Annotated in this window: 11 protein-coding genes and 1 pseudogene; 3 read left to right on the top strand and 9 right to left on the bottom strand. The window is 68.4% G+C overall.

What is annotated here, in order from left to right; translation table 11 throughout:
* Positions 1 to 251: pseudogene (locus tag VJ655_RS15815) on the bottom strand (hypothetical protein); the annotation flags it as partial.
* A 250-nt stretch (positions 252 to 501) separates the two neighbouring features.
* On the opposite strand from VJ655_RS15815, the gene VJ655_RS15810 reads away from it, so the two are divergent.
* Both VJ655_RS15810 and VJ655_RS15805 read left to right on the top strand, forming a co-directional pair.
* Entirely contained in the window at positions 502 to 1173 is a 672-nt protein-coding gene (locus tag VJ655_RS15810) for a helix-turn-helix domain-containing protein (RefSeq protein WP_324112706.1), read from the top strand.
* Between the two features lie 51 nt (positions 1174 to 1224).
* Positions 1225 to 1824 (top strand): NAD(P)H-dependent oxidoreductase, encoded by a 600-nt coding sequence (locus VJ655_RS15805; RefSeq protein ID WP_324112704.1) that lies wholly within the window; start codon positions 1225 to 1227, stop codon positions 1822 to 1824.
* A 3-nt stretch (positions 1825 to 1827) separates the two neighbouring features.
* Here VJ655_RS15805 and VJ655_RS15800 read toward each other — a convergent pair whose 3' ends face one another.
* The 7 genes from VJ655_RS15800 to VJ655_RS15770 form a co-directional block, all read right to left on the bottom strand.
* The gene (locus VJ655_RS15800; RefSeq protein ID WP_324112708.1) at positions 1828 to 2805 is read right to left on the bottom strand and encodes a zinc-dependent alcohol dehydrogenase family protein; all 978 of its coding nucleotides are present in this window, start codon (positions 2803 to 2805) and stop codon (positions 1828 to 1830) included.
* Between the two features lie 11 nt (positions 2806 to 2816).
* Entirely contained in the window at positions 2817 to 3200 is a 384-nt protein-coding gene (locus VJ655_RS15795; protein ID WP_324112703.1) for an Hsp20/alpha crystallin family protein, read from the bottom strand.
* Between the two features lie 292 nt (positions 3201 to 3492).
* Positions 3493 to 4689 carry an efflux RND transporter periplasmic adaptor subunit gene (locus VJ655_RS15790; RefSeq protein ID WP_324112701.1) on the bottom strand — a complete coding sequence of 399 codons (1197 nt, stop codon included), beginning with the start codon at positions 4687 to 4689 and terminating at the stop codon, positions 3493 to 3495.
* 2 nt (positions 4690 to 4691) lie between these two features.
* Positions 4692 to 7061 carry an ABC transporter permease gene (locus VJ655_RS15785; RefSeq protein ID WP_324112700.1) on the bottom strand — a complete coding sequence of 790 codons (2370 nt, stop codon included), beginning with the start codon at positions 7059 to 7061 and terminating at the stop codon, positions 4692 to 4694.
* The gene (locus VJ655_RS15780) at positions 7058 to 7786 is read right to left on the bottom strand and encodes an ABC transporter ATP-binding protein (protein WP_324112698.1); all 729 of its coding nucleotides are present in this window, start codon (positions 7784 to 7786) and stop codon (positions 7058 to 7060) included. The genes VJ655_RS15785 and VJ655_RS15780 overlap by 4 nt, the downstream gene beginning before the upstream one ends.
* A gap of 91 nt (positions 7787 to 7877) precedes the next feature.
* Entirely contained in the window at positions 7878 to 8741 is an 864-nt protein-coding gene (locus tag VJ655_RS15775) for a ribose-phosphate diphosphokinase (protein ID WP_324112696.1), read from the bottom strand.
* A gap of 1 nt (position 8742) precedes the next feature.
* Entirely contained in the window at positions 8743 to 10263 is a 1521-nt protein-coding gene (locus tag VJ655_RS15770; protein WP_324112693.1) for a thymidine phosphorylase family protein, read from the bottom strand.
* Between the two features lie 612 nt (positions 10264 to 10875).
* On the opposite strand from VJ655_RS15770, the gene VJ655_RS15765 reads away from it, so the two are divergent.
* Positions 10876 to 11916, top strand: coding sequence for an AI-2E family transporter (locus VJ655_RS15765; RefSeq protein WP_324112690.1), 1041 nt, complete (start codon positions 10876 to 10878; stop codon positions 11914 to 11916).
* Here the strand turns inward: VJ655_RS15765 and VJ655_RS15760 are convergent.
* Positions 11871 to 12422 (bottom strand): DUF308 domain-containing protein, encoded by a 552-nt coding sequence (locus tag VJ655_RS15760; protein WP_324112688.1) that lies wholly within the window; start codon positions 12420 to 12422, stop codon positions 11871 to 11873. The genes VJ655_RS15765 and VJ655_RS15760 overlap by 46 nt on opposite strands.
* Between the last annotated feature and the right edge of the window lie 711 nt (positions 12423 to 13133).

The raw sequence follows: 13133 nt of genomic DNA, 5'->3' as shown, positions 1-13133 counted from the left end.
AAGAAAACGACACTCCCTGCCGCCAGGACGAATGTGACGGCGCTGAGAGCGCCCCCTACCGTCTCCAATTCGCTCGTCTGGAACGCGACGCCGGCGAAAAACCCGATGAGCGCGGCCAATAGCGCGGGGCCCGCGCCGCCGAGCCCCGCCGAAATCACGACAGGCACGATGAAGGGAAGATAGGACGATCGGTGATCAAACCCGGGGACCAAACACACGAGCGCAGCCAAGCCCGGCGTGACGGTCGCCACGGCGTAGGCCCGAACTCGTCGCCTGTGCGGAAGGCCCCTTTGCATCGCCACGCGCTCGCCGCCTGAACGTTTGATCATCGCGCCAAAGCTCGTTGGAGCAAAGGCCTCTCCCCTGTCGCTTCACCAAAGGACCGAACAAGGCCGGCGCCTCGCCGGCGCGGCGCAGATTGTCCTAACCCTAAGTAGAGTTCCCAATGTCGGATCGTCGAAGCGAGGCCTAGTCTTGTCGACATTCGCTTGGGAGCGCGCCATGACCCTGACCGCCGTCCTCTCCTCGCCTCCTCGTCAGTTCCACCCCGCCGTCGTCGAACCATCGCTCGTCGACCTTTTCGAGCGGATAGGCGTCGCCATGACCTTTGACGCCGACGACGAAATCTACGTTCAGGACGACCAGACCGATCTTGTCTACCATGTGCTCGCCGGCGCGGTGCGGTCGGCCCGGTTGCTGAGCGATGGTCGCCGACAGGTCGGCGGCTTCTACTATTCTGGCGATATCTTCGGCCTGGAGACCGCCCCTCTCCGTCGAGCCTCAGCCGAGGCGCTCGCTCCGACCAAGGTCCTGGCCGTTCGCCGCTCAGCCCTGATGCACTACGGCGACCTAGGCCAACGGCTGGAAAGCATGTTATGGCGCGCCACCGGCGAGGAGCTGGCGCAGGTTCGCGATCATCTGTTGCTGGTGGCGCGCAAGAGGGCCATCGAGCGCATCGCGGGCTTTCTCGATGATATCGCGCAGCGATTGACGGGCGATTGGGTCGACCTTCCAATGGCGCGACAGGATATAGCCGACTATCTGGGCCTGACCGTGGAGACGGTGTCGCGCACCCTAACCCATCTCCAGGCCAAAGGGATTGTGCAGTTCGACGGCTGCCGGCGCTTTCGCATCAGGGCGCCAAGCCGCTTGGCCGCCCTCGTCGAGGGCTGAGGCTGGAGAGCCGGTCTTTCCTCCAAGCTCGACACGCCATCGGAGATTCACTTGAAGCACGCGGTCATCCTCGCCCACCCCAAGCCCAACAGCTTCTGCGGGGCCATCGCCCGTACCTGCGTCGATCATCTGCGCGCGAGCAACCACGATGTGGTCCTGCGCGATCTCTACGCTCTCAACTTCGACCCCCGCCTGAGGGCCGAGGAGATGCCCACGGCCTACGGCGCGACGCCGGCGGCGGATGTGGCGGCCGAGCGCGCCCTTCTAGCCGACGCCAGGAGCCTGATCTTCGTCTATCCCTTCTGGTTCAACGCCCCGCCCGCGATCCTGAAGGGCTATGTCGACCGTGTCCTGGGCATGGGTTTCGGATACGCCTCGGTCAGCGGTCACATGGAGCCGCTCCTCGACGGCGTAACCCTGGCAAGCTTCTCCACGTCGGGCGCGCCCGAGCACTGGGTCAACAGCACAGGCGCTCTGAAGGCCCTGATGACCGTCTTCGACCTGCATCTTTGCGGCGTCTGCGGCCTTCGACTGCTTGGGCACGAACATTTCGGCGGCGTCGTCCCGAACATGACCGAAGAGTGGGGTTCTGATCTCCTGGAGCAGGTCCGCGCCAAGCTCGACGATCTGTTCGAACTCGTCAGCGCCTGAAGCTTAGCGCACCATCAACACCGCCGCGCCCGTGAAGGCGCCCTCGCGCAGATCCGCTAGCGCTTGGCCGGCTTGGCGCAGATCGTAGGTCTTTACGTGCGCCTTGACGCCAGCGCGCACGGCGCGGGGAAAATAGTCGAGAGCGTCGGCCCGAGTGAGGTTGGCGACCGACACCAGCCGCCGTTCGCCCCAGAGGTCCGCATAATCCATCGCCGGGATCTGGCTCATATGGATGCCCCCGCAGACCACGGTCCCGCCCTTGCGCACGGCCCGCAAGGCCAGGGGCACAAGATCGCCGGACGGCGCGAACAGGATAGCCGCGTCAAGCGGCTCGGGAGGCGGTTGCAAGGACGAGCCCGCCCAAAGACAGCCGATCTCGATCGCAAGATCCTGGGCGGCTCGATCGTCGGGCTTGGTGAAGGCGTAGACCTTCTGGCCCTCGGCCTTCGCCAACTGCGCCAGAAGATGGGCGGCCGCCCCGAATCCGTAAAGGCCAAGCCGCTGAACGCGGGCAGGCTCGCCAGCCATGCGCCAAGCGCGGAACCCGATCAGTCCGGCGCAGAGCAGCGGCGCGAGATCGGCGTCGCTGGGTCCCTCGGGCAACGGAAAGCAGAACCGGGCGTCGGCGGTGAGCATCTGGGCGTAGCCGCCGTCACGGGTCCAGCCCGTGAACACCGCGGCGTCACAGAGATTTTCGGTCCCTTGCCGGCAATAGGTACAGTGGCCACAGGTCGATCCCAGCCACGCCACGCCGACACGCTGGCCGACATCGAACCCGTGCGCGCCCGGACCAAGCTCGGCGACCTCGCCGACTACCTCGTGTCCGGGGACGATGGGTCCCGTCAGGGGCAAATCCCCGTCGAGAAGATGCAGATCCGTGCGGCAGACACCGCAGGCGCGCACCCGCACCAGAAGCTCTCCTGGCGCTGGGTGCGGCGATGGTCGGAGGACGGGCGCCAAGCGCCCGTCCTGAAGCACCATGGCCAGCATGGTCACGCGGCGACGGCGGGTTTGGTTTCGATGGTGATCGTCCTGCCAGCCGTCGTAGCCGCCTTGGGCGCGGTGATGGTCAGAACGCCGTCAACCAGGCTCGCGCGAACCTTGTCGGAGGCGACGGCGACGGGCAACACCACCGAGCGCGAGAAGGCCCCGCTACGGCGCTCGACGAGGTGGTAGGTCTTTTCCTTCTCCTCGGTCTGGGCCGTGGTCTTGCCGGAAATCGTTAGGACATCGCCATCGAGCGTCACGGTGATTTCACCTTCCTTGTAGCCGGGGACGTCCAGCTTGAGCTCAATTCCGTCGCTGGTTTCGGCGAAGTCGAGACTGGGCGCATCGAAGCCGCCGCGACCGAGACCACGGCCGAAATCGGCGAACACACGATCGATCTCACGCTGTAGCGGGCCGAAGAAGTGAAGCCCTCGCGATCCGAAAACAGGGAGCAGGGCTTGAGAGTCTTGAGTGTTCATCGCAGGCCTCCTTGATCCTATGCACGTCCGAACGACGCGGAGCAGAGCATGCGACCCTGATGGCGGAGCGAGTTGAGCATGGTCAATTTGACAAAAAAACACGCCGCTCTCGCTCGTCGCCCCCTACCGTGTAGACGCGCGCGGTGGACAGGCGGGACGTGGGCCCGATCGCGGTATTGGACGCCTGCCCCATGGAGGAGCGTCAGTTCGCCCGGCGCTTGAGGCGGACGCCGTCGCGGATCTGGTCGGAAGGGAACACGACGACCTGATCCTGCGCGCGCAAGCCCTTGAGGATCTCAGCCTCGCGATCGGTCATCACGCCAACGTCCACCGGCGTCAGGCGCGCCCGCCCCGCGTCGGCCTTGAACACCGCCCAGCCGCCGCCTTGGCGCACGAGGGCGCCGAGGGCGACCTTGAGGGCGCGGGGTTCGCGCCGTAGGAAGACCCGGCCCCACAGCCGGTAGCCGGGTCCAAGGCTCGCCCAGGCCGTCGGGTCGCCGGACATTTGCAGGAAGACCAGGACCCTTTGCTCCTCGACGCCAAGCGCCGAGACCTTGGTGAAGCCCTGGGGTTCGACACGGCGAACAACGGCCGGCAGCGCCGGACCGCCCCAATCGAACACTTCAGCGGCCATGCCCTCGCGGATCTTCACCGCGTCCTGTGACAGGAACTCGATCGCCGCCTCCAGACCACCCTTGTCGCTGACCTCGACAAGCGGCGCGCCGACGGCGACGGTGCGCTCGCTCTCCTGCAGCACCCGGGTGACATAGCCCGAGGCGGGCGCGCTGACCGAAACCGCGCCCTGCCCCTCTCCCTCGGGTCCAATCAAGGCCGCGCGGGCGACGCCGAGTTCGGAACGGCGCACGTTCAAGTCCGCCTGGGCGGCGCGGACGCCGGCGCGGGCGGCGCGCGCCTTGGCCTCGACGGCCTCGAGGGCCTGGGCCGCCGCGAAGCCCTTGGCGGCGAGTTCACGCTGGCGGGCGAGATCGCCTTCGAGCTGCCGGGCGCCCGCGGCCGACTGTTCCAGTTGCGCGCGGGCGCTGGCGACGGCCGCCGTCGCGACCGCGACGCGGGCTTCGGCCTGAGCCCGAGTCCTAGGATCGAGCAGTTCAGCCCCCGAGGGGAGGATGCGTGCGATCAGGGTCGAGCCCTTCTCGACCCGATCGCCGACATGCAGGTCCAGGCGCTGCAGCCGTCCCGACACCGGGGCCGAGACCACATAGGCCTCCCGCACGCGGGCGTAGCCCTGATCGGCGACGCTGTCGGTGATGGGGCCGACGCCGACCGGGGCGAGCGTCACCGACACTGGGCGCGGCGCGGCCAGCACGATCACGACGAGCGCCACGACGATCACCAGCGCCGCCAAAAGCGCCCATCGCGGCCAAGCCATCTTGCCCATGTCTACTCCCGCGTCTTCAGAACGGCCACGAGGTCGAGCGCCCAGATGCGGCGGGCGACCAGGGCGCAGGCAATCGCCACGATCGCCAGATAGACGGCGATCGCCATGGCGTAGCTGTCGGCGTTGATGACGGCCGGCAGGCGAAGCTCTTCGCGCGAATAGGCCGCCACCAGGCCGCGGGCGAGAGCTTGCCCCCCGAGCATGCCGAGCGGAATGGCCAGCAGGCTCAGGATAGTCAGCTCGCCGACCAGCACATAGGCGCACGTGACGGGTCCGAAGCCGAGCACCTGCAGGGTCGCCAAGTCTCGTCCGCGTTCGGAAAGGGCGATGCGACAGGTGTTGTAGGCCACGCCGAAGGCGATCGCGCCGGCAAAGCCGAGATAGAAGACGATGGCGGTCCGGAAGGACTGCGCCATCACCAAGCGCCAACTGGCCACGGTGTCGTCGCGGGACGAAGCGCCGACGATCTGGGGCGTCCGCTCGATGGCGCGGTAGAAGCCGGGCCGGGCGTCGGCCGCGACGAGCAGATCCGCGCCGCTGGCCAGGTCCCCCTCGCCCATCATCCTGTTGAGGGCCGCGCGGCTCATGTAGGCGGTCAGGCCGCTGTAGTCCCGGGCCAGGCCGGTGATCGGCAACAGGGCGCGGGGACCGGAGCCGTCGAGGATCTCGGTCCAGATCACATCGCCGGGCCGAACGCCAAGTCGGGTGGCCAGGGCCTCGCTGAGCACCAGACCGCGCCCTTGGAACGGGACGCGCCGCCCGGCCGCGTCGAGGGGCCTATGCAGGTCGGACGTCGGCTCGAGCCCGAAGAGGCGCACCGTTTCCCGCCGACCGCCGACTTGCAGGCGAGCGGCGACCACGCGGGTCGGTTCGGCGGCGTAGACGCCTGGCCGCCGCGCCGCGTCGCGAACGGCGGCCACATCCCTGGGTTCGACGAAGCTGATGGCGTCACTCCAGCGCTGGACGCGATAGTAGGTCGCTTCGACCACCTGGTCGACGCCGTTGAACAGGAACTGCGTCCCGATCAGCAGGCTCAGGCTGGCGGCCAGACCGGCCGCCGTGAGCACGGCGCGCCCCGGAAAGCGCTCCAGGCTGCGCACGATCATGCGGCTGCCCTGATCGAAGCCCCGCCCTGCCGTCAGTCGATCGAGGAGGCCGGCGGCGTAGACCGCGGGCCTCGGCGGCTGCATGGCCACCGTCGGGGACAGAGCCGCCACGCGCCGGACCGCCGCCAGCGAGCCGGCCGCGGCCGCGGTCACCGAGAGGACGGAGGCGATCGCGAAGGCGGTCCAGTGGAAGTGGACGTTCAGGACCGGAAATCGGAAATAGGCCCGGTAGATGTCAACGATCGCCGCGCCGAGCGCCGCGCCCGCCGCGCCGCCGGCCATGGCTCCCACGAGGCCGATCGCGGCGGCCATCCGCAGATAGACCCAGGCCACGTCGCGGTCCCGATAGCCGAAGGCCTTGAGCAGGCCGATCTGCTCGCGCTCGGCGTCCACCAGGCGGCTGACGACCAGGTGAACGAGGCTGGCGGCGACGATCAGGAAGACGGGCGGCAGGATCGAGGCCGAGGTCGACAGCTCCTTCAACTCCGCGTCGAGAAAGGCGTGCGAGGGCTGATCGGCGCGGGCGTAGGCGGCGCGGCCGCCATAGGGCGCAAGCTGGCGGTCGACTTCGGTCAGCACGGCGGGGAGGGTCGCGCCGGCCGCCAGGCGCAGGCTCGCCGCGTTGAACGCGCCGCTCATCCCGCCAACCCGTTCGACCGTTCGGCGCGGCGCCCACATGACGCCTTGGTGAGCGTCGTCGGGCATGAAGGACTCGGGCGACGGGACATAGACGTATTCGGGCGACAGGACGGCCCCGACGATGACCAAGCGGATCTCGCGACCATTGATCGTCGCCTTGAGCGGCTCGCCCAGCCGGATCCCGGCCGCGTCCAGAAAGGTGCCGAGCGCCACCGCCTCGCCGATGCGCGTCGGATCGGGCATGCGGCCGCGCATGAGACGAACCCGGTTCAGGCTCGCCGCCGGATCGTCCGGCAGCGAGATCAGCCTGGCTGTCGCCGGCCGCTGAAGGCCCGGCACGTCCATCAGGCCCGACTGCACGATGCGGGCGTCGACCGCGATCACGCCGTCGATCGCCGCCAGATCGCGCGCTCGCGAGATCGGCGCGCGCTTGGCCAGGACGAAGACATCGGCGAAGCGGGTTTCGGCATAGAAGGCCCGTTGAGCCTCGGCCAAGGCGCGCTGGGCTGAGAAGGCCATCACCGCGACGGCCACCCCGCAGGCGATCAGCAGCGCGATGGCGGCGACCTGCCAGCGCGTGCGCCACAGGTCGCGCAGCAGCTTGCGGTCCAGCGGACCGGGCCTCACCAGCGCATCTCCCGCGGCGGGGTCTTATGCGCGTTGGTCGAAACCTCCGTGATCTGGCCGTCGCGAAAGCGGACGATCCGATCGGCCATGGCGGCGATGGCGGCGTTATGGGAGACGATCAGGGTGGTCGCGCCGACTTCGCTGGCGACCTCGGCGATCGCCTCCAGCACCTGGACGCCGCTTTCGCTGTCAAGCGAGCCGGTCGGCTCGTCGCAGAGCAGAAGCGCCGGGCGTTTGGCGATCGCCCGCGCCACCGCCACGCGCTGCTGCTGGCCGCCGGACAGTTGGGCGGGGAAGTGGTCCATGCGGTCGGCCAGGCCCACGCGCGCCAGGGCCTCTTCCGGACGCATCGGGTCGGCGGCGATCTCGGTGATCAGGGCGACGTTCTCCCGCGCCGTCAGGCTGGGCACGAGATTGAAGAACTGAAAGATGAAGCCGACGCTGTCGCGCCGATAGCGAGTCAGGGCCGAGGCGCTGGCGCCGGCCAGTTCGACCGCGCCGAAGCGGACCGAACCGGATGTGGCGGCGTCCAGGCCACCGAGGATATTGAGGAGCGTCGACTTCCCCGAACCCGAGGGGCCCAGCAGCACCAGGGTCTCGCCGGGCGTGATGGTCAGATCGACGCCCCGTAGCGCGTGCACCTCACCCGCGCCCGTCGGATAGACCTTGCACAGGCCGCTGATCCGGAAGCCGGATCCCGGCGGCGACGGATCGTTGATGGACATGGTCGACCTCCCCGCGATCGATCGTCTGACGGCGCCTCTCGACGGAGGATGGCCCCGACCTCGATCCCCCGCAAATCCGGATCGTCTTCCTCTAAGGACCGACGAAGAGCGGCGCCAGCCCGATGGCGTTGGTCGGATGAGCGATGGAGTCGGTCGAAACGATCCGCCCGGTCACCGTCTCGAGATGGGCCAGGGCGTCCTGGCCAAACACGGCGTGCACGACCACGCAGACGGGCGAGACGAAGCCCCGAAGCGCCAGGGCTTTGGCCGCCGCCGCCAGGGTGCGCCCGGAGGCGGCGATGTCGTCGATCAGCACCGCCTGGCGACCGCGATGCGCCGACAGATCGGGCAGGTCCACCCGGACTTCCCGATCACCAAACCTTTGCTTGGCCATCACCACGTGGGGCGCCCCGACGCGATCGGCGACGGCCGCGACCCATTGCCGGCTTTCGCTGTCGGGGCCGATGATCAGGGGCGCCGGAACCTCGCCCTTGATCCAGTCGGCCAGCAGCGGCGCGGCGTGCAAGGTCTGGCAGGGTATGGCGTAAAGGCTTTCCAGGGCGCGATAGCGATGGAGATGGGGATCGACGGTGACGATCCTGTCGACGACGCCGCCGAGGAGGCGGGCGAAGGTCCTGGACGTGATCGCCTCGCCCGGCAGGAATCGCGCGTCCTGACGCAGATAGCCAAGGTAGGGGGCGATCAGATTGACCTGCGTCGCGCCCAGGTCGCGCAGGGCGTCGGCGGCGAAGGCCAGGCGCAGGAACGCCGCGTCGGGCTGGGCCAAGGTGCAGACGAGGTCGACGATCCGCCCGACGACGTCGGCCTCGATCCGCACATAGCTTTCGCCATCGGGAAACTGGCGGCTCCGCAAGGCGCCGACGGCGCCGCCACCGGCCCGCGCGAGACGATCGGCGAAGCCTTCGTTGCCGGGAAGAGGCAGAAGCAGCCGCATGTTAAGTCTCCAGGCTGACATAGTCGGCGTTGGCGGCCGCGAACTCCAGCGCATAGGCCAACTCTCCGGCCGCTTCGGCATGGACCGTCACCAGGGTTTCCCCGGCCTGGATCTCGTCGCCCAGCCGGCAGTGGAGCTCCAGCCCGGCGGCCTTGGCGTCTGGCGCCCCGGCGAGCTTGGCGAGTCTGGCCAGGGTGCGGTTGTTGATCTGCGCCACCCGCCCCGAACGCGTCGCCAGCAGCGGCGCGCTGAAGGCGGAGCGCGGCGGGACGCGCATTCCGCCTTGCGCCTCGCAGATGCGCTGAAACCTGCTCCAGGCGCGACCATCAGCGAGAACCCGCTCGGCCAAGGCCTCCCCCTCGCCGAACGGCGTATGGCCCGAGAGCTCCAGGGCCGCGCCAGCCAGCTGGCAGGCTCGACGCCGCAGATCGAGCGGGGCGCGCGGATCGCCCTGCAGCACCGCCAGGACGTCGCGCGCCTCCAGGGCCGGACCAACGCCCCGTCCGACTGGCTGGGCGCCGTCGGTGAGCAGGCATCGGATCTGGAGGCCGCAGGCGCGGCCCACCGTCTCCAACCGCGACGCCAGGGCGGCGGCCGCGTCGTCGGAGCGGACCTTGGCGGTCGGCCCAACGGGAATGTCGATGACGACATGGGTCGAGCCGGCGGCGAGCTTCTTGGAGATCACCGAGGCGACCAGCTGACCTTCGGTGTCGATGTCGAGCACGCGCTCCACCCGGATCAGGATATCATCCGCCGGGCTCAGACCCACCGCTCCGCCCCAGGCCAGGCAGCCGCCTTGCGCCTCCACCACGCGCCGCATGGTCGGGGCGTCGAGATCGACGCGGGTCAGGGTCTCCATGACGTCGGCCGTGCCCGCCGGCGAAGTGATCGCTCGCGACGAGGTCTTGGGAATGGTCAGGCCGCAGGCGGCCAGGATCGCCACCACGATGGGCGTGGTGCGGTTGCCCGGCAGTCCGCCGACGGAATGCTTGTCGATGACAACCGACGCGCTCCAGGCGAGGCGGCTGCCGGTCTCGACCATGGCCCGGGTCAGACCGATCACCTCGCCAGTATCGAGCGGCGGGCTCGAGCAGGCGGTCAGAAAGGCGGCAAGGTGCGCGTCGGTGTAGCGCCCGGCGACGACGTCCCCGATGATCGCCGACATGGCCGGCTCGTCGAGACGCTTGCCGAAGATCCGTCGACGGACATTGGACATCGACGCCAGGGTGGGCGGATGGCGAACCAGGACCTCGTCGCCCTCGGCCACGCCCAGCCGCCGCCAGGCCGCTTCGGAGAACCCGGCTTCATGTTCGCCCAGGAGATTCCCCTCGATCTGGTAGAGGGTGGCCATGACCTCGCGGTCGCCGGCGACCATCAGGACCTGAGCGCGGGGCGACAAACCTTCCGAGCGGCAGACATGGCAGTCGGTGCGCATCAGCACGACCGCTTCGTCCTGGGTGAACAGGCCAAGACGGCGCGCCATCACGGTGGGGGGCGCATTCGCCGATAGGTCATGGCTCATCTGGGCGGCTCCAGAGCAGTAGTCCGACAAGGCGTGACGCGCCGAGGCTCATCCAGGGTCTGGCCGGCCTATCGGCGCGGCGGCGCGTCGATCATCAGGTCTTCGAAAATCAGGCTATTCAGGCCCGCGCGAGAACTGACACCCGACGCTTCAGTAAATATGCGCCAACTGAGCGCGCACCGTGCTGGCGGCCCAGTTCGTTGTGGCGATCTCGAAGCATCTTATCTCGCCGGATTCGATCAAGTTGGCAGGTTTCTCACTCCCGTGTCGGCCCGGCAAGGCCGACCAGGGTTCCGGCGGAGAAATCCCGGCCAGCGCGATAGCGACCCGAGGGGCCAGGACGGCGACTTCCGCGTCCAGGGCCTTGAGCGAAGGCGACAGCCGCCGCGACGGCCTTACGGGATCTGGCGGCCAGATCGCTGTCGATCCGCAGAAGAATGTCCCACAAGCGCCCGACAAGGTCCTCTGGTTCTCGCACGATCCTGCCGCGCCCATTCGGGAGCAAAGCGCCTCGCCGAAAGGCCGCGGCGACGATTTAGTCTTGTCCAAGGCCGTGGGGCGATCTTGACTGGGATCAAGGCCCGTGATGATCGCTCGAGGCTAGCTGCGCTCATGGAGTCGACGAGCTCGACATCGCCGCTGGGCGGCGCAATCCGGCAGACCGTGGTGTTGGCCATGGCCAGCGTCGCCCTGGCCCTGCTGGCGATCCGCCTGGCCGACGTCATCCTGATGGCCTTCGGCGCGGGGCTTGTGGCGGTGCTGCTCAACGCGTTAGCCGAACCGCTTCACGCCCAGCTTCGCCTGCGCCGTCCTCTGGCGCTGACGCTGGCTGTCGCCGCGACCATCGCGTGTGTCGCCAGCGCGATCTGGATCTTCGGCCGTCAGGCCGAAGCGCAGTTCGCGGCCCTCGACGCGGTGCTCCCACGCGCCTTGGACGAACTCCAGTCGCGCCTATCGACGGCGCCGTTCGGCGGCGCGGCCCTAGCCAAGCTGGAGGACTGGCGCGGCTTTGGCTGGCTGGTGAGCCTGGGTCCCAAACTCGCCGCCGACGCGGCCGGCGGTTTGGCCGGAACCATCATCGTGTTGTTCGCGGGGCTCTATCTGGCCTACCACCCGGGCTCCTACGTGGGCGGCGCGCTCATGCTCTTTCCGCGACCGCGCCGGGAACGGGCGCGGCAGGTGCTGGACCAGATCCACCGCGCCCTGCGGCAATGGCTCGTGGGGCAGCTCTGTTCGATGGCGCTGGTCGGCGTCACCACCGGGATCGGCCTGGCGATGGTCGGCGTCCCCTCCGCCGCGGCCCTTGGCCTGATCGCCGGGATCGGTCAGTTCGTACCGGTGATCGGCCCGATGGTCGCGACCCTGCCCGGCCTGCTGGTCGCGCTCGAGGCCGGTCCACAGACTTTGCTCTGGGCCGGGCTGGTCTATCTGGTCTCAGCTCAGCTGGAGGCCAATCTGATCACGCCGCTGGTGCTGCGGCAGTTGGTGCAGCTGCCCATGGCGGTGACCCTGTTCGCGGTGCTGGCCATGGGCGTCCTGCTGGGTCCCTTGGGCGTGCTGTTCGCCACCCCGCTCGCGGTCGTCGTCTATGTCTTCGTGCGCATGGTCTATGTGGAGGGCGTCCTGGGCGAGACGCTCGGCCCGTCGGTCTGAACGCCCAGCCGCCGCGGCCGACGGGAACGTCGCTGGCGCCCCAGGGAGATGAGCGCCGCGCCGCTGCTGGCCAGGGCTAGGCCCAGGAAGATCGCCGTCAGATCCTGCGCCCTCCCCGCACCCGCCACCACGACGCCGGCAAGGCCGCTGGCGATCGACGAGGCCAGCACCCAGCGCCAGACGCCGGCGGGCCGCAGGTCCAAGGCCAGGACGAGCTCGCTGGCGCCGTCCAGGATCAGAACGGCGGCGATCAGCAACGTCGCGGCCAACAGCCCCGCGTCGGGACGGAAAAACAAGAAGGCGCCGGCGGCGACCGCAGCCAGACTGGTCGCGATCCCGCCCCACAAGGACTTGCCCGTGGCGATGAGCAACGCCACGAGCAGCATGATCGCGCCGAAGAGCCACAGCAGCCAGCCGGCGACCGCGCCGATGATCAGCGGCGCGACTTGCGGCAAGGCGGCCGCCGCCAGGCCGGCGGCGATCAGCACGGCCCCCAGCGCGATCAAGAGCTTACGGTGGCGCCGTGCCTTGGCCGCGATCCGGCGCCGACTCCCGGGAGATGAGTGATCCTGTTTCATCGGCTTCATTGGCCACCGTCGCGGGGCGCGCTAGGCCGCGCGGACGCGCCGCCGAGCTTGCCGGGCGCGGCCGTCGCCGTCCAGCCCGGAAGGCCCCTGAATCATTCCCACTCAATTGTGATTTCAAGCTCAGTGAATTGAATTCACTGAGCTTTTTTAATAACGCGCTTGTGTCTACCCGTGATCGATACGACAGAAATCTAGAGTTTTGATTTCAAAAGGAAAACCCAAAGTTTGACATGACGTCATTTCTGTGAGCCCGCCAGTTCCTAGCCAAGCTTCCGGCTGCGGATTTACTTTCGACATGTGATAAGGACCCGGTCCAGGGAGGCAACAGACTGGCGCTATCGGTAGAGAAATCTCGATTTCTGCTCGAGCTCTCCTATTATGGAGCTACGCACCAGGGCCGTTCGCGCACACTTCACCGCACGGCGTCACAACTTCGTAGGCCGTTATGCAGAGTGATGGTGAGCGTAGTTCGCGCGACGACGAGGTCGTTGTCCTCACGGGGGCAGCGCCAAGCTCGACGCAAAGGCTCCTGGCGCTCGTCGTTGTCCCTGGCGTTTTGCTGCTGCTGTTCGCCGTCACACGCCCTTTCGCCACCACTCAGTGGCCTCGGGTGCCGGCATTCGTGCCCAT

Origin of the sequence: Caulobacter sp. (assembly GCF_035254145.1) — a bacterium.
Classification (GTDB): domain Bacteria; phylum Pseudomonadota; class Alphaproteobacteria; order Caulobacterales; family Caulobacteraceae; genus Caulobacter.
Note: the sequence above shows the minus strand (reverse complement) of the source record. Positions and strands in the feature narration are given on the sequence as shown.